This is a genomic window from Vibrio sp. B1-2, assembly GCF_963888445.1.
In the GTDB taxonomy this organism is placed as follows: Bacteria; Pseudomonadota; Gammaproteobacteria; order Enterobacterales; family Vibrionaceae; genus Vibrio; species Vibrio anguillarum.
In genome coordinates this window covers 81,433-104,669 of record NZ_CAWPJH010000005.1, presented here as the reverse complement: position 1 = coordinate 104,669, position 23,237 = coordinate 81,433, and the positions used below count along the sequence as shown (strand labels likewise).

Annotated in this window: 19 protein-coding genes; 8 read left to right on the top strand and 11 right to left on the bottom strand. The window is 46.7% G+C overall.

The window, feature by feature from the left end; translation table 11 throughout:
* Positions 1 to 167: 167 nt before the first annotated feature.
* From AACQ75_RS02870 to AACQ75_RS02860, 3 genes are all read right to left on the bottom strand, one after another.
* Positions 168 to 851 (bottom strand): ChrR family anti-sigma-E factor, encoded by a 684-nt coding sequence (locus tag AACQ75_RS02870; RefSeq protein ID WP_170889457.1) that lies wholly within the window; start codon positions 849 to 851, stop codon positions 168 to 170.
* On the bottom strand, positions 848 to 1,450 hold the full coding sequence (locus tag AACQ75_RS02865) for an RNA polymerase sigma factor (protein WP_013856164.1): 603 nt from the start codon (positions 1,448 to 1,450) through the stop codon (positions 848 to 850). The genes AACQ75_RS02870 and AACQ75_RS02865 overlap by 4 nt, the downstream gene beginning before the upstream one ends.
* Before the next feature lie 162 nt (positions 1,451 to 1,612).
* Positions 1,613 to 2,188 carry an LON peptidase substrate-binding domain-containing protein gene (locus tag AACQ75_RS02860; protein ID WP_026029151.1) on the bottom strand — a complete coding sequence of 192 codons (576 nt, stop codon included), beginning with the start codon at positions 2,186 to 2,188 and terminating at the stop codon, positions 1,613 to 1,615.
* Positions 2,189 to 2,517: 329 nt separating this feature from the next.
* Here AACQ75_RS02860 and AACQ75_RS02855 point away from each other — a divergent pair, with 329 nt between their 5' ends.
* The 4 genes from AACQ75_RS02855 (at position 2,518) to csdA (ending at position 6,133) form a co-directional block, all read left to right on the top strand.
* Positions 2,518 to 3,333, top strand: a complete 816-nt coding sequence (locus AACQ75_RS02855) for a nucleoside-specific channel-forming Tsx family protein (RefSeq protein ID WP_170889456.1) — start codon at positions 2,518 to 2,520, stop codon at positions 3,331 to 3,333.
* A 102-nt stretch (positions 3,334 to 3,435) separates the two neighbouring features.
* Positions 3,436 to 4,326: a 2-dehydropantoate 2-reductase gene (panE, locus tag AACQ75_RS02850; protein WP_170889455.1), complete on the top strand. Its 891-nt coding sequence runs from the start codon at positions 3,436 to 3,438 to the stop codon at positions 4,324 to 4,326.
* On the top strand, positions 4,323 to 4,922 hold the full coding sequence (locus AACQ75_RS02845; RefSeq protein ID WP_170889454.1) for a DJ-1 family glyoxalase III: 600 nt from the start codon (positions 4,323 to 4,325) through the stop codon (positions 4,920 to 4,922). The genes panE and AACQ75_RS02845 overlap by 4 nt, the downstream gene beginning before the upstream one ends.
* The gene (csdA, locus tag AACQ75_RS02840; protein ID WP_170889453.1) at positions 4,922 to 6,133 is read left to right on the top strand and encodes a cysteine desulfurase CsdA; all 1,212 of its coding nucleotides are present in this window, start codon (positions 4,922 to 4,924) and stop codon (positions 6,131 to 6,133) included. The genes AACQ75_RS02845 and csdA overlap by 1 nt, the downstream gene beginning before the upstream one ends.
* Before the next feature lie 32 nt (positions 6,134 to 6,165).
* Here the strand turns inward: csdA and csdE are convergent, their stop codons facing one another.
* The 4 genes from csdE to AACQ75_RS02820 all read right to left on the bottom strand — a co-directional run bounded on the left by csdE (position 6,166) and on the right by AACQ75_RS02820 (position 9,143).
* Positions 6,166 to 6,597 carry a cysteine desulfurase sulfur acceptor subunit CsdE gene (gene csdE, locus AACQ75_RS02835; RefSeq protein WP_017046572.1) on the bottom strand — a complete coding sequence of 144 codons (432 nt, stop codon included), beginning with the start codon at positions 6,595 to 6,597 and terminating at the stop codon, positions 6,166 to 6,168.
* 5 nt (positions 6,598 to 6,602) lie between these two features.
* A complete protein-coding gene (gene tcdA / locus AACQ75_RS02830) occupies positions 6,603 to 7,412 on the bottom strand; it encodes a tRNA cyclic N6-threonylcarbamoyladenosine(37) synthase TcdA (protein ID WP_017049732.1) in 810 nt (269 codons plus the stop codon).
* A gap of 90 nt (positions 7,413 to 7,502) precedes the next feature.
* Entirely contained in the window at positions 7,503 to 8,606 is a 1,104-nt protein-coding gene (gene mltA / locus AACQ75_RS02825) for a murein transglycosylase A (protein ID WP_013856156.1), read from the bottom strand.
* Positions 8,607 to 8,675: 69 nt separating this feature from the next.
* Entirely contained in the window at positions 8,676 to 9,143 is a 468-nt protein-coding gene (locus AACQ75_RS02820) for a DUF2850 domain-containing protein (protein ID WP_013856155.1), read from the bottom strand.
* Between the two features lie 151 nt (positions 9,144 to 9,294).
* Between AACQ75_RS02820 and argA the strand changes: the two genes are divergently transcribed.
* Both argA and AACQ75_RS02810 read left to right on the top strand, forming a co-directional pair.
* The gene (gene argA / locus AACQ75_RS02815) at positions 9,295 to 10,632 is read left to right on the top strand and encodes an amino-acid N-acetyltransferase (protein WP_170889452.1); all 1,338 of its coding nucleotides are present in this window, start codon (positions 9,295 to 9,297) and stop codon (positions 10,630 to 10,632) included.
* A gap of 257 nt (positions 10,633 to 10,889) precedes the next feature.
* Entirely contained in the window at positions 10,890 to 11,069 is a 180-nt protein-coding gene (locus AACQ75_RS02810) for a hypothetical protein (protein ID WP_013856153.1), read from the top strand.
* Between the two features lie 114 nt (positions 11,070 to 11,183).
* Here AACQ75_RS02810 and recD read toward each other — a convergent pair whose 3' ends face one another.
* The 4 genes from recD to AACQ75_RS02790 form a co-directional block, all read right to left on the bottom strand.
* Complete coding sequence (recD, locus tag AACQ75_RS02805; protein WP_170889451.1) at positions 11,184 to 13,310, bottom strand: exodeoxyribonuclease V subunit alpha; 2,127 nt, start codon at positions 13,308 to 13,310, stop codon at positions 11,184 to 11,186.
* Positions 13,307 to 16,924, bottom strand: coding sequence for an exodeoxyribonuclease V subunit beta (recB, locus tag AACQ75_RS02800; RefSeq protein ID WP_445285773.1), 3,618 nt, complete (start codon positions 16,922 to 16,924; stop codon positions 13,307 to 13,309). Before recB ends, recD begins: the two co-directional genes overlap by 4 nt.
* Before the next feature lie 273 nt (positions 16,925 to 17,197).
* A complete protein-coding gene (gene recC / locus AACQ75_RS02795) occupies positions 17,198 to 20,641 on the bottom strand; it encodes an exodeoxyribonuclease V subunit gamma (protein ID WP_170889450.1) in 3,444 nt (1,147 codons plus the stop codon).
* 98 nt (positions 20,642 to 20,739) lie between these two features.
* A complete protein-coding gene (locus tag AACQ75_RS02790) occupies positions 20,740 to 21,756 on the bottom strand; it encodes a TDT family transporter (RefSeq protein WP_013856149.1) in 1,017 nt (338 codons plus the stop codon).
* Between the two features lie 117 nt (positions 21,757 to 21,873).
* On the opposite strand from AACQ75_RS02790, the gene AACQ75_RS02785 reads away from it, so the two are divergent.
* Together AACQ75_RS02785 and AACQ75_RS02780 are read left to right on the top strand one after the other, a co-directional pair.
* A complete protein-coding gene (locus AACQ75_RS02785) occupies positions 21,874 to 22,767 on the top strand; it encodes a LysR family transcriptional regulator (RefSeq protein WP_094124799.1) in 894 nt (297 codons plus the stop codon).
* Positions 22,768 to 22,864: 97 nt separating this feature from the next.
* Entirely contained in the window at positions 22,865 to 23,164 is a 300-nt protein-coding gene (locus AACQ75_RS02780; RefSeq protein ID WP_010318120.1) for a YebG family protein, read from the top strand.
* Positions 23,165 to 23,237: the final 73 nt, after the last annotated feature.

Genomic DNA, 23,237 nt, shown 5'->3' with positions numbered 1-23,237 from the left:
TCATTAATTATGTTTAGAGCTTGAGAAACATCCATAAAAAAATCCAAGTGCATTAAATACACTTGGATTTTGACAGCTCTGAAGGATCGTTCAACCGATCACTTTGGCCTTAACTGATCGGCATTAGTACAATACGACCTTTTTTAATTTGATGTGCCCGCTATAGACTACGGATAGAGACCTTTACCAAATAAGTTAAACACTCTCGCAACACCTTGCGTAAACAGCATCGGCTCAGTTAGCACCGTTAAGCATAAACAATCTTCATCCACTTTGGTAAAAGGGCTGTGTTTAATACTCGCATCTCTTTGAATGAAATCACCCACTTGATAATGCCCATCTTCATCACTGAAGCCACCATGGAGCACCAAGGTCCACTCAACCCCTTTGTGTGTATGCTGAGGGATCTGCACGTTGTGATTGATGTACATCAGGTTCATGCGAGAGTCTTCAGCAATATCTAGATGGGCACTAAAAACTTTACCACCATAGCTGCGCCACTCGCCTTTAAAACGAATCAGTTGGCTCAGCGTACTAGGCAGCATCACAACGCGATCATTGACTTTAATTTCTATCGACTCAGGCTTACGCAAGGTCGATGGGTGTAGGGTATCCAGCGCCGTGATCGTTTCAAACATCTGGTTTAAATGATCATCATTAGAAGCAGCCATTCTTTGTTGCGGCAACGATTGGCTTAACAACACTTCGGCGGCCCGAGTTTCGAAGTATTGAACCTGTTGACGACAATGAGTACAGAGTTCAAGGTGAGTGGCAATCATAATGCCATGCGCCGCATCAATTGAACCATTGGCATACTGCTGCAGTACTTCGTTGCTTGGATGGTGGCTCATAATTGCTCCGCTTGAATAGAATGTCTAAGTTTTTCAACGGCTAGTCGTAAACGCGATTTGACAGTACCGAGAGGAATATTGAACATCTCCGCGACCTGCTGCTGGGGCAGTTCTTCAAGATACACCGCCTTCACGATGGCTTGCTGAGCTTCAGGCAACAACGCCACAAACTTTAATATTTGCTCTTTTAACATGTCATGTTCAGGACAATAATGTTCAACCAAATCAGGTGGGCAGTAGTCAGTTGGCCAAATATCATCGGCATAAACATGTAACTCTCGTCCGCGCTGCTTACGCAGGAGATCAAAACACAAATTGCGTGCAATCGTGTAAACCCACGTCGAAAGCGAACTTTTTCGGTTATCGAATAGGTGAGATTTCTGCCACACCGTGGTCATGGTTTCTTGCACCATTTCTAACGCCACTTGCTCACTGCCTACATGCTTAAACGCAAACTGTTGTAAGCGAGGAGAGAAATAACGAAACACTAAGGCAAACGCCTGCTTATCACGTTGCTTGACACGTTCCATGCATTCAGCCCAGTCTTGCTTGGTGTAGCTTGGGCTTAGCGACACACTATGCTGAGAATCACTGCTCATGCTGCGCTCTTCCTTTAGGAGTAACCGTTGTTATTGGCATACAGTAGCCATAAACCTTTATACGTGAGTAATGCATACATCGATCACTCGTCGTATTCTTTTTTATGCAGAGCCACTACTACAGAGCGACTTCTCGTTTAAGTTTACTGCACGCTTTCAAAGTTAGTGTGAGACTTCGATTACCTGCAATAAAAAGTCAACCGCACTGTGCGCGTCATCCTGCCTCATTAAATCATCAAATTGTTGAATCGAGATAGGGAGCAGCTCTAGCCATCGCTGCGCCACCCAACTGGCATCATCAAAAAAACAGTGCGAATAGAGCTCGCCAAGCTGAGGGAATTGCTGATAAACCGCTTGTAGCTGGTGGCTTAAATACCATTCGTGAGGTTCTAAATCTCTTACTGGCCAACTGGGCAATGACGTGACCTGAGCAACTCGCAGGCCATCAAATTCGCTCACTACTGACTCTATTTTAAAGCGCTCCATTCCCATCACGGTTAATCCTAACATCCCATTGTCGAGCGCTTCAAAATCAACAATCTTAACCAACATCCCAAATTTAGATAACTGATTTGCTTTATTGCCTTTTTTGTTATCAATCAAACAAATCCCAAATGTAGAGTCAGACTGGCTGGATTGAGTGACCATCCTCTTATACCTTGATTCAAAGATCCGTAGCTTCATTTTCCCTTCTGGTAAAACGATTGAAGCTAAAGGAAACAGCATCAATTTCTTCATCATTCATCACTCTTCATCATGCCCGTCAATAAATACGTTGAAGATTACAAAACGATCACTAACTAAAAATGTTGGTTTATCGATTTGCATAAAACAATACCAAAGCAAACGTTTAAGTGATTAAAATCACATTAAAGGTGCAAGCGAACGAAATATTAATTTAGTTCCGAGCAAATATTCATTAACGTGACCGTAGTCACTAAGTTTGTTCACTTTTGCATTCGCAATCACTTTTAATTGAGATTTTTATCGTTATTATTCGGGCCAATTGAACGCACATCAGAAATATACGTGTGCTGAATTATGACAAAACATAGAGAGTCCCCCTTATGCGTAAATCACTTCTAGCTCTAGGCCTAATGGCTGCAACTTCTGCTCCAGTTATGGCCGCTGACTATTCAGATGGCGACATCCATAAAAACGATTACAAATGGATGCAATTTAACTTAATGGCTGCGCTAAACGAAAAAGGCGTATCTGAATCAAGTCACGATTATCTAGAAATGGAATTTGGCGGCCGCTCAGGGATTTTTGATCTGTACGGTTACGTTGATATCTTTAACCTGCTAAGCAATCCAAGCAGTGACAAGGAAAACCAAGAAAAAATCTTTATGAAATTTGCACCTCGTATGTCACTAGATGCACTTACAGGTAAAGATTTGTCTTTCGGGCCAGTGCAAGAGTTGTATGTCTCTACGCTAATGGAATGGGGTGGTAAGTCTGGCGTTAACACTCAAAAAGTGGGCCTTGGCTCTGATGTGAATGTGCCTTGGCTAGGTAAAGTAGGTTTAAACCTGTACGGTACTTACGATTCAAATAAGAAAGATTGGAATGGTTTCCAAATCTCAACCAACTGGTTCAAACCTTTCTACTTCTTTGAAAACGGCTCATTTATCTCTTACCAAGGTTACATCGATTACCAATTTGGCATGGAAACAGACAAAGGATACGCAACATCTAGCGATGGCGGTGCCATGTTTAACGGTATCTACTGGCACTCTGATCGCTTTGCCGTGGGTTATGGTCTAAAACTTTACCATGATGTATACGGTTTTGCGGATAATGAAGGCCTGCCGTGGAATGCATCTGCTAAAGCTGAATCTTCAGGCGTTGGTCACTATCTAGCTGTGACTTACAAGTTCTAATCGAACCTAAGTTTTGGCAAATGGCGCTCTCGAGCGCCATTTTTATTGCTTTCCATTTCTACCTCATTATCCTTGGCGCAAAGTCAACAATGGAGAGGTGTTATGAATATCGTCGTGCTTGGGCCGGGCGCGGTTGGGTTGCTTTGGGCGACAAAGCTGCATGCTGCTGGACACCGCGTTTCATTATGGGGCAGACAACCTCAATCTTCACTTTCCATTGCTTTAGATAAACAGGCGTCTATTACCCTGCCCTGCAATGATCACAGCGCGCTCTGCCATGCCGATCTCTTACTGATTACCGTTAAGGCTTGGCAAGTCGAACAAGCGCTCACTCCACAGCTGAAGACACTCAATCGTGACACCATTTTGCTATTTATGCACAACGGCATGGGCGCGCTTGATTCGATGCAGGATCAACTGAATGACTTTCCTATTGTGCTTTCAACCACTACGCACGGTGCACTCAAGCCGTCAATGAATCAAGTATTGCATACTGGCAAAGGCGTAACTCAATTAGGGGCTTACAACGCCCAAGGCAAGCAGTGTCAGTTTCTAGTGGATGTACTTCAGCATGCATTGCCAGACGTAATGTGGAATAACACGATTGAAGAAGCACTATGGCATAAGCTTGCGATTAACTGCGCGATTAACCCGCTCACCGCGTTAGAGCAATGCCGCAATGGTGATTTAGCCGATGAACGCTTCCAACGGCCGTTGGCAAATATTGTTGCAGAAGTCGCCGATGTCATGAGCGCTGAAGGCTTTGCGATCACTCAATCATCACTGCTTGCTAAGGTTAAGCAGGTGATTCAAGCCACAGCAGAGAATTATTCGTCAATGCATCAAGATATTTTCTATCAACGTAAGACTGAGATAGACTTTATTACGGGCTATTTACTGAAGAAAGCAGAGCAACATCAGCTCGTAACACCAGAAAATAGTAAGCTATATCACGCCATTCAACAGATAGAACACCGCTGGAAAAGCCAATGAGTAAACGAATTTTAGTCCCGATAGCAACGGGCTGCGAAGAGATGGAAGCGATCACCGTGATTGATATGATGGTCAGAGCTGGCTATCAAGTCGTGGTTGCCAGTGCTAATCTCGACGGGCAATTGATGATGAAAGCCTCACGCGGAGTGACATTAACCGCAGACTGTAAACTGCTGGATGTGATCGATGAAGAGTTTGACGTGATTGCGCTGCCCGGTGGCGTTGGAGGCGCTGAGATCTTTCGTGACAATCCAGTGCTAATCGAAATGCTCAAGCAACAGCATAACCATGGTCGATGGTTGGCGGCTATTTGTGCCACGCCAGCCTTAGTTTTGCAACATCATCAGCTTTTCCCGCAAGCGATCATGACAGGGCACCCGGCTTTTCGCGATCATATCCCCACTGATTTATGGCGAGATCAACGCGTAACCATCGATACACACCACCAATTAATCACCAGCCAAGGGCCGGGAACAGCACTTGAGTTCGCGATGGAGATCATCATATCACTCTCAGGTAAAGCACACGCATGGTCAGTTGCACAACCAATGGTGACACTGGCTGCATTGAATTATCACAAGTTAGGTGAGCAATAATGTTTGACGTGCAGACCATTCGCGATCAATTCCCCGCACTCAATCAAGCCGTGGATGGCGAAACTCTGATTTATCTAGACAGCGCCGCTACCACGCAAAAGCCGCAAGTGGTGATAGATGCCATTAGCCATTACTACAGTACGCAAAATGCCAATGTACATCGTGGCAGTCATCGCTTAACGGCGAAAGCGACCAGCGATTTTGAAACGGCGCGTGACGCTGTGGCTCAATTTATTGGCGCATCATCTCGTAAAGAGATTATTTGGACTCGCGGAGCGACCGAAGCGATCAACCTGATAGCGCAGACTTACGCACGTAATACATTGCAAGCTGGTGATGAGATTCTGGTCAGTGAAATGGAACACCACGCCAATATAGTGCCTTGGCAAATCGTCGCGGCTCAAACCGGAGCAAGCGTCGTCAAAGTCCCCATCACGCCAGAGTGCCACTTTGATCTTGAGGCTTTTCAAGCACGATTATCGAGTAAAACCAAAATTGTCGCCCTAGCCCATACCACCAACGTGACGGGTACGCGCCAACCGATTGAAACTGTGATTAAACTGGCGCACCAAGTCGGCGCGGTGGTCGTGATTGATGGCGCGCAAGGAATTGTGCATGAAACCGTCAACGTGCGCGAACTCGACGCCGACTTTTATCTCTTTTCTGGGCACAAGCTTTACGCTCCCGCTGGCATTGGTGTTCTGTACGGAAAATTAGCGCTGCTTGAAACAATGCCTCCATGGCATGGCGGCGGCAAGATGGTAGAAAAAGTCTCGTTTGAAGGTACAACATTTGCCGAACTGCCGGGGAAATTTGAAGCAGGCACACCGAATATCGCAGGGGCGATAGCCCTTGCCAAAGCAATCGAATGGTTACAAAACTGCAATCGAATGGCCGTAGAAACTCACCTGCATAGATTGCAAGCACGCACTTATCAAGCCCTGCAACAGCTCGATGATATTCGCGTAATCGGCTATCAACCGAATGCCAGTATTCTCAGTTTTGTGATGGATGGCGTTCATCATCAAGACATAGCCACCTTACTCGATCAGCAAGGCATCGCGGTTCGCTCTGGCCATCACTGCGCTCACCCATTAATGGATGCGCTCGGGTTAACTGGCACAGTGAGAATTTCGTTTGGTATTTACAATACCGAACAAGAGGTTGAACAGTTGATCGCCGCCATCACTAAAGCGGTTGATATGCTGTAATAATTCCCCCTTTCATCAAAAGGGGGAGATGCTCAGCTTGGATCGATATTTTTTATCTTATCGACAATGGCTTTAAGGCCATTACCACGTGAAGGACTTAAATGGGCAATCAAGCCTATTTTTTCAAAATAAGCATCCACATCAAACGCTTGAATTTGTGCGTAGGTCTTGCCGTTGTACGCAGCAAGGACTAAAGCAATTAAACCACGCACAATCCGCGCATCCGAATCGGCACAGAAAGACCATATTCCTTGGTGCTCCTGCCCCACTAACCATACTTGACTCTCGCAGCCTGCAACACTGACTTGCTGCGATTTCAAAGCATCAGGCATCGTGGGCAATAACTTCCCCCACTGGATCACTTGTCGATAGCGATCTTCCCAGCCAGTAAAATTTTGCATGGTCGCCACAATGTCATCAGCGCTAATCTCACGACCAAAGGGGGAGGCAGGAAAAGGAGTCATTAACGTTACACCTTATGTTTCTGAATTAACTTTTCAACAATGCGCGCTACGGCAACAAAACCAAAGGTTGCGGTAACAACCGTCGCAGCGCCAAATCCGCTGGCGCAATCCATCCGCTTTGGCCCTTCTGCGGTTGATTTCACCGCGCACACACTGCCATCGGCTTGCGGATATTTGAGCTGCTCTGTTGAGAACACGCAATCAATACCAAACTTACGCGCAGGGTTTACAGGGAAATTATGGCGATGACGAAGCGTATCTTTGAGTTTTTTTGCCAATGGGTCTTGAATCGTTTTGGTTAAATCCGCGACCTTGATTTGAGTTGGGTCAACTTGACCACCCGCACCACCGACGGTAATCACTTTAATTTTATTGCTACGGCAATAAGCCAGTAGTGAAGCTTTCGCTTTCAAACTGTCTATCGCATCAAGCACGTAATCGAACGTTTGACTCAAATAGCGGTGTTGGTTATCTGGCGTGATAAAGTCATCAATTAAGTGCACCACACACTCAGGGTTGATGAGCTTGACCCGCTCGGCCATCACTTCAATCTTACTTTGCCCAACCGTACCGCTCATCGCATGGATTTGACGGTTGATGTTGGTGACGCACACATCGTCCATATCAATCAGCGTTAACTCGCCAATGCCGGTGCGCGCCAATGCTTCGACTGCCCACGAGCCAACGCCACCGATACCAATCACACACACATGCGCAGCACGCAGTATTTCAACCTCACGATTTCCATAAAGGCGACGAGTGCCTCCGAAGCGTTGGTTGTAGCTATCTGAAGCGGGGGTATCGAGTTCACGCATAATTAAAAGTCCGATTGAAAGCGATAGAAAAATAAAGAGTGCGATTTATACGCACTCTTTATTTAAAAGTCTAGGTCGAAACCTGTGTCACTATTGTAGCTTTTCAGGCGGCAATGCCCAAGGTGCTTGTGTTGCTGAGTTTTCTAACCCCAGTTTCCAAACGCGACCAAAATGTTTGTAATGCCCTGCTTCCGTTCCGGCGCGCTCGCCCATGCCATGGTACAGATCGAGGTGGTTATCTTTTACCGCGCCGCCCGTATCTAGCACAATCAACATTCTCAACTGATGAGCGCCACTCCATGTACCATCGGCATTGAGCAGCGGCACTTCTGCTAAAATAGGTGTGCCCATTGGAAAGATGGAACGATCTCCGGCCACCGAGGCCATCGGCAGTAGTGGAATACCGGCAGAGCCAGTGACGGGGGCTGCCGCTTTGGGCGCAAAAAAGACATAGGAAGGATTTTGCTCTAGCAGCTCTCTTACCGTCGGTTCATCATTGGCTAGCACCCATTCCTTGATCGCTTTGAGTGACATTTTCTCTCGTGTCACTTCACCTCGTTCAATCAAGACTTTGCCAATACTGATGTAGGCTTTGTTATTCTTACCCGCGTAAGCGAAGTACTCAAGCGTATCGTCATCTTCAAAATGCACAAAACCACTGCCTTGCACCTCCATAATGAAAGGGTCAATCAGGTTCGCCGCATAACCTAACTCAAGCCCTTTTTCAGCTAACGCACCATCATAAATTTGCGCACGCGTTGGGCAATCGGCCGAACATTCAGGCAAACCAAATACGGGATATTTGAATATTTCATCCGGTTGATGGCGAAGCTCCATCACCGGAGAAAAATAGCCAGTGAAAAGCACATTACCTTTTTTATCGCCACCACCAAGCTGCGCCGCTTGTATTCCAAAATTCGCCAAATCTTGTGGATCACCACTTTGCAAAATCCATTCACTGATCTGTTGATACAAAGGTTGATAAATCGCTGCCATCGACGCCGAGCGAGTCACCACTTGTTCGCTCTGTTTGGAAAATTGCGTAAAGTCACGTGGCGTATTGGACTGCACCGTGTCTACTTTGTTGAGCGCTTTAGAGAAATCACCATCCAAATATTGCTGAGCACGGTCGGTCGGTTGCGCACAACCAAACAGCAGCAGTACTGCCGCAAGAGGAAAAATTTGCTTAATCACAGAAGTTATCCGTTATTTGAGTTGCTAAAAGCATGACAAACTCGCGCCTAAACCGCAATCAGCGAATTGTTAACGGAGGTTTTTTTGGTATTTTCCTGACAATCGGAAGGTTGGATTGTAGTGCGACGACGACATTTGTGTCATTTCGGTATTGTTATCATCACGCATTTTGTAACGATAGCTCGTATCACCAATCTGGTATTCTAAAAAATGACCATCAAACTCAAATGAAGTGGTGAGTACTCGGCCACTACTGATCACGCCGGCTTTCCCCAATTCAATTCGTTTGGCTGAATAAGGGGCAACATACTGCTCAACCCAAACCCCATACACCTCATCCTTTGGCGAAAAATAGTTTTCCAACCGAGTAAAGAGATCACCGTATAGCGACGCTACGGAAAGCAAGCCAATCATCACAACCAGCATCAAGCCTCGTTCAATGTACTTACGTCTTCGCAAGTTTGTGAACTGAGGCGTAGCCGTAAGGCCTACGTTTTTTGTCATTTTCATGCGACTCAACTCGTTGGTTTTGGCCATATTTCGCCTTTATTGGCAAGCAGTCTAACGTGTCCTAAATCAGAGATAAAATCGGCGATTGAATAATTGCACCAAACTCAAAAAACCACTTGCCGACACGTGAATAAAAAGTCATTATTTGAACATATTTAAACACCAAGGTGCTCTCAGAGTGAAAATTCGCAGTACAGCTCTCGTTAAAGGATTTAGACAATCTGCTCCCTATGTTAACGCTCACCGTGGTAAAATCATGGTGATCATGCTCGGCGGTGAAGCGATTGCCGATAAAAATTTCGCTAATATCATCAGCGATCTCGCACTGCTGCATAGCCTTGGTGTCAAAATTGTTTTGGTGCACGGTGCTCGCCCACAAATCAATCAAATTCTGGCGACACATCATTGCTCCACTCCTTATCACAAAGGCATTCGGGTCACTGATGAGGAAGCGCTCAGCTTAGTCATGCAAGCCGCGGGGCAGCTCCAACTCGCTATCACAGCACGCCTTTCAATGAGCTTAAATAACACACCAATGGCTGGTACTCAGCTCAATATCGTTAGTGGCAATTTTGTTATCTCTCAACCATTAGGTATAGATGATGGTGTCGATTATTGCCACAGTGGCCGCATTCGCCGTATTGATATTGAAGGCATCAACCGTATGCTTGACCAAGGTTCGATCGTGCTACTGGGGCCCATTGCGAGTTCCGTCACTGGCGAATGTTTTAATTTGCTCTCTGAAGAAGTAGCCACACAAGTCGCAATACGCCTAAAAGCAGATAAGCTGATCGGTTTTTGCTCAGAGCAAGGAATTATCGATGAGCAAGGCAACGCGATTGCTGAACTGTTTCCATCTGATGTTGAACGGATAATGCAGCGTATTGAAGCAGATACCGACCAAGTTCAGGATAATAGCTCAGGTACCTCACGCTTTCTGCGTGCCGCCGTTTCAGCGTGCCGTGCAGGTGTGCCACGTAGTCACTTAGTCAGTTACAAACAAGATGGTGCTTTGATCCAAGAGTTGTTCTCTTTTGACGGGATCGGCACTCAGATCGTCATGGCAAGTGCTGAACAAGTCCGTCAGGCACAGATCGATGATATCGGCGGAATTTTCGATTTAATCCGCCCGTTAGAAGAACAAGGAATATTAGTACGGCGTTCGCGTGAGCAGTTAGAGCAAGAGATCCACAAATTCACGATTATTGATAAAGATGGCTTATTGATTGGTTGCGCCGCGCTTTACCCTTACCCAGAAGAGGGCATGGCAGAAATGGCGTGTGTCGCTATTCACCAGGAGTATCGGGACGGCAACCGCGGTTTATTGTTACTCAATCACATGAAGCAACAAGCAAAATCGATGCGTTTAGATCGCCTCTTTGTTTTGACAACGCACAGTTTACATTGGTTTAGAGAGCAAGGTTTTTATGAAGTCGGTGTGGAATCGTTACCGATAACTAAACAGAGTTTGTACAACTATCAACGCCGTTCAAAAATTTTAGTACTGACGCTCTAACGTCAGGATATTGTATTTATTCGTTAAGTTATGGTGAATAGTTTATCTTTGATCAAGTGCAAACGTTTTCATTGTTTTGTATACAAAATAAGCGCTTTATTTAACTTAATATTATGTGTAGAATCCGCCGACATCATTAACGATGTACATTTAATGAACAACACAGGAACTTGGCTTTATACCGATTGGTCAGATACCAGTAGGTCGGCTTGCACGGATTGCTTTTACTACGACACGTACTTAAGAGCAAAAATTCTATGAAAACTGTTATTTGTAACTCACTTCAAAGCTTTTGGGATATGGCTGATAACCAATTCCTTGAAGGCCAACATGTGCATTGCGTATTTCCCGTTAACGACAAGCTACGAGTCTTTATACTCAGCTCGCAAGATCGTTATAAAATCAGAAACATCTCTTTTACTCATGCTTTCGCATAGCAGCACACCAAATCAGTAATTGAGCTTCCCCCAAACAACGGAATGAATTGAACATACCATGTAAATTTCAAACTGTGTGGGGACAGCTCAAACTCGTTTATTCCAGTTGCTGATTTACGCTAGTCTCTTGTCTAATCTCGTAACTAAGCCGCTGGCTCGCTGCGTTTTTATCTTGAGCCCTCGTTTCATCGTTCCCATGTCAGCAAAAAGCATCAGCTGCTTCTTGGCGCGCGTAATGCCAGTATAGATAAGCTCTCTGGTCAATATCGGGCTAAAATCAGGCGGTAAAATCATCAGTGTTAGATCAAACTCACTGCCTTGTGATTTATGGATGGTCATCGCATAGGCTGTTTCGTGCTCTGGTACGCGGCTTGGTAAAATAGCTTTCACGCTACCATCTGGCAGCTCAAAATACACTTTCAAACGCGGTTCTTGCTCACTCGTATCAAGCATGCATATGCCGATATCACCATTATACAAACCCAGCCCATGATCGTTACGCGCCACCATCACAGGTCGGCCGTGGTACCAAATCTCATCTTGAGTCTTGATCAACTTACGTGCGATCAGCGCACGTTCAATGCGTTGATTCAAACCACTTACCCCAAAATCCCCTTCACGAATAGCGCAAAGCAAACGGCATTGATTAAAGCAATCCAATACGGCTTTGGCTTTTTGGGCTTGAGTTTCCAAAGCGTCAGCACCAGAACTCTCGATGCGCGTGAGATAACGACCATACTCCTTGACTAAGGTTTTCAGCATTAGGTTATAGCTTTCACTACTGAGTGAGTGGTGCGTAATATCAGCATAATTACGTTTTAATACCTCATCCACCATAGCCACTTGCCCAGCATTAATCGCTTTCGCTAATTGACCAATGCCTGATCGGACATCAAAGCGGTAGCTTTTTTGCAGCATGCATAAACTGTCTGAAATCGGGGTTGCGTTAGGGTGTGAATGAGCAATCAGTGTTTGATAGCCTGTTAACTTAGCTAGGTACTCGCTGTTCGCTCGGCTGTAGCCTAAGGTCAAAAATGAACAAATGTCCCCCAGCACAGCGCCCGCTTCGACTGACGCGAGTTGGTCTTTATCACCCAGTAAAATCAAGCGCGCGTGTTTGGGTAATGCCTCGATTAACTTGACCATCATCGGTAAATCGACCATCGATGCTTCATCAACCACCAATATATCCAAATGCAGCGGGTTACGCTGATGGTGACGAAACTCAACACTGTTAGGTATGACGCCCAATAAACGGTGAAGTGTGCTCGACTCGGTGGGAATCGCCGCTTTCAACGCCGGCTCAACCGCCAGTTCAGCCACCGCTTTACCGATCGATTCCGTTAAACGTGCCGCAGCTTTACCCGTTGGTGCCACCAATTTAATGGTGGGCGTCTCACCTTGCTGTTGAGCTTGGGTAATCAAAGCGGCTAGTAATTTGGTAACCGTGGTGGTTTTACCGGTTCCCGGCCCGCCAGAAATCACGGCAAAGCGGCGTGTCAGTGCCACTGCCGCTGCGACTTTTTGCCAGTTGATGCAAACGCTTTGCGGGATCAGCGTCTCTAATGCTTCGAGTTCTTTCGCCGTACGTGCTTGGCTAATGACTTGATCAATCTCATTCCAATCAAGTTCATCGGCGTTGACCACATCCAGAAAATCACACACTTGTTGCTGGCGTGCTGATGCATTGGCTGTCTCTGGCAATTGGCGAAGCGCATGGAGCAGAAAGTGGTATTGACGCGCAAACAGTGTATCAAGCAGCAATTTTAGTTTTTGGACATCAGTAGGCTTTAGGCTCATGGGTGTCCCAAAGCTGATTAAACGCTGTGCTAAGGTAACTTCATAATGCCAATAACGGTGTAGATATAAACGTTGCCCATCAAACATTAAAGGCACCGCTTCCCCTTGTTGTCCGACTAAGTCTGAACGGTTGAGTAGCCAAGGCCAATCAATCGCCAATAGGTGCTGATTGACCGCCAATGCTGCCTCACCAAACAAGCCTAACTTAGCTGCGAGGTCGACACCCTGCGCCGTTGAAGCGTCCACTAAAGGTAAGCAGATATGCCCCTTGGCCAATTCAGCACTGACCACCGCGGCAATAAATCCGAGCGCTTGGCTATGTTCAGCGCCAAGTTGCTGCTGGCTTTTTTGTTCGATAAAACGCGCGAATTGGTAATCTAACTGACGCATAGCGCCTTTTTCCGCTAACTGCTTAAGCGTTGTCATTAGCGTACTGCTCATAAATCTAACTCCATTTGCCCTGCATCGGTCGCGCGAGTATCTACGGTTTCTCCATCAATCAATCTGTCCATCTCATCAAGCAGTTCAAAGCTCGGTTTGGTTGAGAAAATCCCATGCTCAGACTCGCCATCCATGCCGCGCAAAAAGAGATAATAGACTCCGCCAAAATGGCGATGGTAGTCATAGTTTGCTAGACGGCTGCGTAAGAATCGATGCAGCGCCAATGCGTAGAGTTGATATTGTAAATCATAGCGATGCTCTGCCATCGCCGCTTTCAAACGCTCGCCATGATAGGCGCTCACATCATCCCCCAAATGATTCGACTTCCAGTCCAGCACGTAATACTTTCCTTGATGCTCAAACAGCAAATCAATAAAGCCCTTCAGCATGCCCTGCACAGTGTAAAAACCAAGATCTCCAGCTTTAGCCGACAGTGGATCATGGCGTTGAATGACACGGTTCAATGCAGGAGCGCTCAGTACTTCTATCGGTAATAGAAATTCCATTTCAACCAAGCGCTGAGTGGCGGTTTTTTGGTTCAAACGCAACGTTTTGCCATCTAAAGGTGTCTGTAACACGGTATCGACCAGCGTTTGTAATACTGGTAACCATTCAATATCGATTTGTTCTCGCACCAGTAAATCCAGTATCACTTTTTGGTTAGCATCGCTGCTAGCAGGCTCAGTAAACTCAACCTCTTCAAAGAGAGAATGCAAAAAAGTACCGGGCGTTGCACCGCGTGGAAAAGTAAAAATGGAACGTTCTGGCTCAACCAGTAAAGCTTCCGCTTGCTCATCAGCAGAGTCGATATCAAAGCCTGAGACTTCTAAACTCGCGTCGTGGCTAGCGTGTTTCACACCTTGTTTTACCAACCCAGAATAGCTGGTCATTCGCCAAAAACGGTCAATCTGCGCTTGCAGTGTTTTGGCACTCAATACCGGCGTCTCGACGCTCAACGCTTTAAACGGCTCTGGTTGCTCGGCTGGTGGCTCAGAGACACGAATGTATTGATTAGATTGAGCGTGCAACGCAGCGTTAAGATCGGCAATGCCTGCGGCTTGACCATTTTGCAGCAGATAGCCAATGGCACTTAAATGCACACCGGTTGGCTCTTTGGTGGAGCGGCCATTACGCAGCGGCGCAATGCCGATAAAACAACCATACACAGCACGAGTCAGCGCTACATAAATCAAGCGCAGATCTTCCGCAAGCCGCTCTTTATCTGCTTGCTTGAGAGAAGCTTCACTGGCGGTAATATCCAGCACAGTTTCCTCATTCACGGCATCATGATATTTGCCTTCACTTGCCTCTCGATAGCTGACCACAAACGGCAGAAACACTAAGTCATATTCCAAACCTTTCGATTTGTGAATAGTGACGATCTGCACTAGGTTGCGTTCGGATTCCAAACGTTGAATTTGATCATCACGGCCCCCTAGGCCATGCTCGGCGTCACTGATAGCTTGTGCCAGCCAGCGCAGCAAACCGTGATCGCTATCAATCTCTTGTCGCGCTTGCTGTAGTAGCTCACCGATGTGCATAAAATCGGTCAGTGAGCGCTCACCTTGCGGCTCTTCCAACCAACGTTCAGCGACGTGACGTTTGCTCATCACACTGCGCAACATAGGAAGCACGCCGCGCTCAAGCCACAATTGGCGATACTGTTTAAATTCGTTAACCGCGTTTTCCCATACCGATTCGTCGTTGTTTAAATCATCCAAGCTGGCAGCATCTAACGCGAAAAGTGGTGAGGCCAAACAAGCCCGCAAGGCGCGATCATGTTCAGGAGTCAGTACCGCTTGCAATAGACGCTGTACATCTTGTGCTACCTCGCTGCTAAAAACACTATCGCGGTTCGAGAGATAAACACTGGCAATGCCTTGCGTGGCGAGCGCCTCTTTCACCATACGACCTTCATTACCCGTCCGCACTAAGACTGCGATGTCACCAGCTTGCACGCTCTTTTGCCCTTTAGCAGTATCAAAGTACGCTTGTTGATGCTGCGCGGCGCTCAAAATTGTCTGAATTTGGCTGGCGCACGCTTTGGCCATGCATTGCAGGTATTCGCCTTTTGGCAACGGGCTGTCTTGCGCTTCTTGCAGCCAATAGGTGAGCGCAGGTTGCACGGTTCCGTTAAGCCACCATTGACGCTGCTGCGCATTTGGACTGGCTTCAACGGGTAAAAAGGGAATGTCTTGGTCGTAGATAAAAGCACTGTCAGGCGTACTAAAAATCTGATTGACGGCATTGACCATATTCGCGCTAGAACGCCAGTTGGTCCCCAAGGTGTAGTGTGCGCTCACCTGTTTACGCGCTTTGATGTAGGTAAAAATGTCTGCACCACGAAACGCGTAAATCGCTTGTTTTGGGTCGCCAATCATAAACAAACCGCATTCAGCCTTAGGCAGATAAATGCGGCTAAAAATACTGTATTGCAGCGGATCGGTATCTTGGAATTCATCGATCATCGCAACGGGGTAAAGGCTGCGAATCCGCTCAGTCAGTATGCCCAGCTCATCATTATCTATCGCGGCAGAAAGCTGAGTGAGCAAATCATCAAACGATAACCACTGCTTTTGTGCTTTCGCTTTGGCAAGCATGGCTCGGCAATGAGTAATAGCGTGCGCCAGCAGCGGCGCTTCTAAGCTGATGGGTTGTTGCAAAAAGAGCTCAATGGTCGTGAACAGCGCATGTTGCGGGGGCTGACCTTTTTTCGACTTAGCCTCCAACGCGCTTTGTGCAAACTCTTGTAAATCACTCGGTAGGTTCAATTCATGCTGCGGGTTGCTCGCCCACAACGCTAACCCTTCTAGCCGTTTCAGTAACGCTTTCTTGGTTGCTGCATGCAAATCTGAAGCTTCAATGCACGGCGGTAAATCATCGCATGAATCAAGCCACTGCTTTTTTAACGACTCTATGCGTGACAGGCACGATTGATAAAGCGCGCTTAAATCGCCACTCATCGCTTCAACAGAGAGTGTTAGCGCCGAGCCAGTTAAATAGCCACTGATTTTTTCAAGCAGCGCCGCTGGTGATGACCATAAACGGCGCACTTCCGCAGCAAGCTGAATCGACAACGGATAGAACTGACGACGCCAATAATCCGCGACCACTTGCGCTTTTAGATGGCTTTCATCGGTCACAAATTCGTTATTAAAACGGCTGCCCGATTCAAACGCATTTTGGGTGAGCATACGCTGGCAAAAGCCGTGAATGGTATAGACTGCCGCTTCATCCATCTGCCGTTCCGCTTGCAGTAATATTTGCGCCGCTTGCTTGTGATGACTGGTTTGCTCAAGTAGCGGTTTGATAACAGGGTCATCACTGAAACCGCGCGAAAAAGCGATACGCGCCTCATGAATGCGCCGCCGAATACGGTCGCGAAGCTCAGCAGTGGCAGCTTCAGTAAAGGTAACCACTAGAATTTGATCGACCGTCAGTGGCACTTGATGACGTGACTTTGCATCACCATGCCCAAGTAACAGGCGCAAATACAAACCTGCAATGGTGAAGGTTTTACCTGTGCCCGCCGACGCTTCGATAAGCCTTGCACCGTGCAGCGGGAACGTAAGGGTATTTAATGGTGTTGTGACCGTAGCCGGGGTCATACTCATAAACAGTTAGCCTTTGAATACGCAAGCGAATGTGATCGCGCTTGAATAATGGTATGAATAATCAAAATAAGTTTATAAATTAAGACGTTGTGAGATCTTTCTCACGGTTCGCCAAACGGGCAGCCTTTACTATCCGCGCCACGTGTTTCGTCAATCTCACGATGATGCGAACCAACCAAATCATGGTCCCTCTGACCTGTGGCCGTACAGAAAACGCCCTACACAATAATGATTGACTGGCGGCCACTCTACTTTCCAAGCAGTTATCCATCGCTAAACATCCTGCGCCACTTGCACCCACAGTCGTGGCCCTTGCATCACCAACGTGGCCAATAAACGCACCTGCTCAGCTAAGGCTTCATTCCACAGTGGCCAGATCCGCGCGATGTAAACATTGCTTCCTTCACCGTGGCTCATGTAACTTTCATTAAAGCTATCGGCCATTTTCTTGAGCGATTTATCGCGATCATCAACCCATTGACCACGGCTGAAGCCAGCTTCTACACAGGCTAACGCGGTTTTTGGAAAGTAAGCGAGCGGCGCTGTCATACCTTGATAAAACAAATCCACCAGTTCTGCGAGCAACGCTTTGGCTTGTTCGGTATCAGGCATGGGCGGATAAATAAAATGCTGCACACCTTCTTTACGATCGTAGCCCATCAAATGAGTAGGTTGACTTTCGCCCATCGCCGCTAGTGAGAGGTGATCAATCCACGCAGCTAAATAATCCTGCGCGCGAATCGAACCACTGCGGTAGCGCACTAAACCGGATTGATAGCGCTTAGTCAGCCACCCCGTCAGTTGTACGTTTTTGCCTTCACCAAACAATTCAAATCGCAGATCGATCTCTTGGTCATCAAGTGGCGAATGGCATAAGAAAGCGATTCTTTGCGCCAATTCTTGTGCTTGCACGCGATTAGTTTCAAATTCCAAGGATCCAAAAGCACCAATCGGTAACTTTCCTTGCGCGCGCTGCTGGTCAATGAATCTCTCAAGGGCATGCGGTGAATTGGGTTGTTCAAGCAGCAACTCTAGCAGTTCATCGCGTAACTGGTAGCTCACCAAGCCATTTAAGGCAAAGGGTTCATCGTCTTCCATTACCGGTAACGGAGGCTCGAACGTCACTTTAAGGCGACGGTTAAAGAAATATTGCACAGGCAAACGCCAAAACCGTTGCAGCTCAACCAGATCTAAACTGACAGGAAAGCTCGCCCCTTGTAAATAATCGCTCAGGGCGAGATTAAACTCACCACTGGCTCGCCCTTGCCGACTGGCGGCAGGTAGCCACTCTTTGGCATAGCTACCAGTTTTACTCAAAAAAGCATTAGGGCTAAAAGGCACCATGGCGTGAGTGGTCGTTAAAGCACAGGCTAAATTTTTGGCCGATTGATCGCTGCCAAGCGCTTCATCCCCGACCAAACAGTAATTTTGTTGGCAATACTCTAAAAGCTCAGAGACCAACACCGAAGGAACGCGTTCGGTATTATCTTGAATTGAGCGTCCGACGTAGCTGATGTACAAGGTTTGCTGCGCCGAGAGCATCGCTTCTAAGAACAAATAGCGGTCATCGTCACGCCGCGAGCGATCGCCAGCGCGGGTGCGACCGTTCATCAAATCAAACCCTTCGGCTGGCATAGTGCGCGGATAAACGCCATCGTTCATTCCTAGTAAACAAACGGTTTTAAAAGGGATGGAACGCATTGGCATTAAAGTACAGAAATTGACTTGTCCCGCCAGAAAACGCTGGCTGATGCGCGTACCTGACAATTTGTTTTGCAAATATTGAGTAATAATACTTGGCGCAAGTGCTTGCTCATAACCGGCCTCGGCCAGTTGATCTTTTAACTGCGACAAGGTGTCGCGAATCGACTTGAGTGCGAGCTCCCCTTCCAACTCAACCTTGAAAAAAGCGCCAAGCATCTCACCGAGCAAGCGACGCCACTCGTCGACGCTTTGGATTTGTGCTAACTGCTCGCGGTAATGGCTCACTTGCTGAATAAAGTGCGCTAATTTACCCGCCAATTCAGCGTTCATGCCTTGCACTTCATTATAAGGCGCGAGCGTCACTTCGCCTTGCGTAAATAAACCTGCTGAGGCAGGCATGGCATAACCAAGTAACATGCGCTCAATCCCGAATTGCCAAGTATTTTGCTCGGTCTGCGGCAACTCAAATTGTTGCGCGGTGCTAGCATTAAGCCCCCAGCGAATGCCTGACTCTTCTACCCACAATTTGGCTTGCGCAAAGTCTTGCTCATTAAGCTCAAATTTTGCCATCATAGCAGGAGTTTCAAGCAGCTCTAATAACTCTGACGCTAGGCAGCGAGAATCGGGTAAATGCACTAATTGCATAAATGCCGCTAAGATCGGGCTCTCTTGATCTGCCGTACGGTCTGAAATGGAGTAAGGAATGAAGCGCTCACCCGGCGCGTTACCAAATACCGCCGCAATGGCTGGGCTGTAAGCATTGATGTCCGCCACCATCACAATAATATCGCGCGGTTTCAGTTCAGGGTCAGCATCAAACATTGCCAGCAATTGATCATGCAACACTTCCACTTCTCGCATCGGGCTATGGCAAGCATGAAGAGTGAGCGATGGATCATCCAAAGCAATCACTTGTTTGTGGTCGCTACTGTCCAGTTGACTATCATCTCGATGCTCTTGCAAATGTAAAATGTCGGCCTGCAACTGATGCAATAAGTTATCGCGTGGCAGATCAATAAAAAATTCGTGCTCTTCATTTTCCGTTTGGGAGAGTAAAAAAAGATTATCGCGCCCAAGTTTTCCCATCGAGGCCAATAACTCATTGCCAACCGCAGCTTCGGTATGCAATTCATCCACGAGGTTAGCTTCAATGTCACCTTTAAGCGGCGAGCGTTGCCCTTCAAACTGAATCTCATCACCTTGTAAGGCGAACGTTTTACGTTGCTGACTGTGCAGTCTGGCGAGCGTTTTTCTATCTCGAAGATCGCCCCAATAATGCTGACAAGGGTTGGTAAACATCAAGTGAACATCAATCTGCTCGCCCAACGCTTTGAGTGCATCCATATAACGAGGCGGCAGTGACGAAATACCGAAAATAAACAAACGTTTAGGCAGTTTGGTTAAATCAACCGAGCCACGCGCAAGCTGATCAATAAAGCTTTGATAGAGATTGGCACGATGGTAGTGCGACTGGCCTTGAGCTAGCGTGTATTGATATAAGGCTTGCCATAATATCGGCTGCCATGGGTGCTCATCACCAATCTCGCTCACGTCATCGCCCGACTCCCACTTGGCAATCCAGTCGGGGCGGTAGACTAAATAACCATCAAAAATATCGGCAATTTTCTCGGCCAACTGATAGAGCTTGGAATGATCATCATCCTGTTCAAGGTAACGCTGCAAAGGGGCAAAGGGGTCGAGCGTGAGCAAGGTTGGCAACAAATGCATCAGTTTCCACGTCATCGCTTCTTTGTTAAAAGCGCTACGCTTAGGTACATCAGGTAGCACTTTAGTGAACATGTCCCAGATAAAGGTCGCCGGTAGAGGAAACTCAAGGTTCGCCGCCACACCGAGCTCTTTCGCTAAGGCCATTTTGAGCCATTGCGACATCCCCGGGCTTTGCACCAAGATCTGCTCTTTCTCAAAGGGGTTGGCTAACGGTGCACTTTTGATCAAATGCACGAGTAGGATCTTTAAGGTATCGACTTTATTGGAATGGTAGACAGTAAACAAAATGCACTCACGCTTTTCTTGTCACAATAAGGACTGAGATTAGCATAAGTGCATTCTATACTTGAGAATTTTATGTTTTGAATTGCCTAAACTGCAGGCTATTTCATTTCACAGTTCAATGCGTGTTCATCTTGCTCTTCTAGCTCATTCATGCTGCTGAGTAGCACGCGATGAGGTTGATAGAAATTTAAGTAACGAATAGCAACATAACCCACCACAATAGTTGCCACAATCAACTCTAACCCAGCTAACCAATGCACTTGCTGTACATACTCAGCACTCACCCCAACGGTTTCCATCCAATGTGTGAGTTTAAATAGCGCCGTTGCACCAATCACCATTGGGAAGGTAAACGCTGCGTAGCCTGGGCTAAAAGGCAAGCGTAATAATTTAAAGAAAGCTAAGTAGATAATCGTTGTCATTAACACGGCAATACCAAATAAAATGCCGATGATCACTGGCGATGGGTTAGCCGTGACAGTTAAGTAACCAGCCAATGAGAGGCTCGCTGGCGCCGCCAAAATAGCCATAGTTGGTTTTGCTGCATCTGGAACTTCATGTGTGAACATGAAACGGTAAATCATCATCGGCAGCATCACCGCATAAGCGACTAAACCGAACATCATGGTTGCATTTGCGATTGGTGCAAGTGCTGGGTTTCCAGAAAACGCCACGTCGGCCACAATAATACCCACAGGTGGAACGAACCAACTTGGCACCATGTGGTGAAGTTCAAAAGACTGCGCGCGATGGTACAAAAAACTGACCAAGAAGATGATGTGTAAACCCACAGCAAATAGCCATAACGCATCACCAGCCATTGGGTAAAAATGGCCTAATGAATTGGAAACCACCATTGTGCCCATCGCAAAAGTAGGCACAACACTGCCCACAACCGGATGAGCGAGATCTTGGCGTAATAAGTGACCATGAAAGAGAAATTTAAACGCAAGAACCACCAGCAACACGCTGGCAATAACGGCCCCACTTAATTGTCCATAACCTTGTAATGGTGCAAAGTTTTCCCAACTCCAACCCAAGCTTGCGATGCCTAGAGCTAAACCCGCCATAGGGGTTGGCGCACCCATAACTTTCGCTTTTGCTGCTCGAATCATATTGACCTCTCATCAGAACTAACAAAGTAGTTGTTCAATGTCGCTATCATACGCTTGCCTTTTGTTCTGATATATCTAAATATATAGAACACACGTTCAGATTAATTAAACAAATTTATGGCTGCCAATATTTCTCTTAAGCAATTGAAAGTATTCACTTCGATTACGCAACATAAAACCTTGACCCAAGCCGCAGAGGCGCTGTTTTTGTCAAAAGCGGCCGTGAGCATGTCACTGTCTGAACTGGAAAAACAGCTTGGGCATGCGCTGTTCGATAGGGTCAATAACCGTTTAATCCTCAATCAAGAGGGACAAAAACTGTTGCCGCTCGCCGATGAACTGCTAAGCCGTGCGAGCAACATTAACCAACTGTTTGACAGTGAGCAAACCCTCGCAGGCCAATTGCGCATTGGCACCAGTGATACGATTGGCAACCATGTTGCGCCTTATCTACTCAGTCAATTTCGCCAGCAAACCCAACACATCTCGCAAAGTTTGTTTATTTCCAACTCGGCGCTGATTTGCCAAAAGTTGGTCGATTACGAACTGGATCTTGCGTTGATTGAAGGAAAAACACTGCACCCAGAGCTGATTTCAACGCCTTTTTCACACGATGAAATGTGTATTATTTGCGCACCCGAACATCCACTCACAATGATAAATCAGCTCACCCTAAATGATTTCGAACAGAGCCAATGGGTATTGCGCGAAGCGGGTTCTGGCTCGCGAGAGTTTTTCTTACGGGCGATCGCACCACGACTTGAGCAGTGGCATGAAGCCTTTGAATTGAATACCACTGAAGCCTTAATCAACAGTGTTTCGGCAGGGTTAGGTTTGGGTTGTTTATCCACCCTTGCTGCGCATTCAGCACTGCAAGATGGCCGGGTTAAAAGACTCCATGTTCCGCTGGACATGAAACGCCGTTTTTGGCTATTGGTGCATAAAGAAAAATACCAAAGCCCACTGCTCAAACACTTTATTGAATTTTGTTATCAATGGAACAAAGAGTAGCCATCCACCTCTCACTTTTTCCTACTCACCTAGACTTCATGGTTTAAAAACTGTATAAACAGCCAGTAGAATTAATGACTAAGTTAGAGGATTAACCATGGCTGTAATCGTCAAGTACGTGGTGGAACGCAACGGAGAAGAAAAGATGACTTTTACCTCTAAAGCAGACGCTGACGCTTATGACAAAATGCTCGATATGGCAGATGAGCTTTTCGAACTGTTAGGGAAAAGTGAGTTGCTAGAAGATGAAGCCAAGCAAGAAGCTTTGGCGATGTTCTTAGCGCAAAATAAAGAAGAAGTGCTTTACGCACTTGGCGCAAAGCGCAAGCCTGCACCGGCTAAGCCTAAAAAAGCCAAAGCGGTAAAAGACGAAGCACCAGAAGAAGATGCAGCTTAAGGCGATTAAACGCTTAACTTAAGATGATAGAACGTGAAAAGACCGCTGCTTCGTCAGCGGTTTTATATTTCTG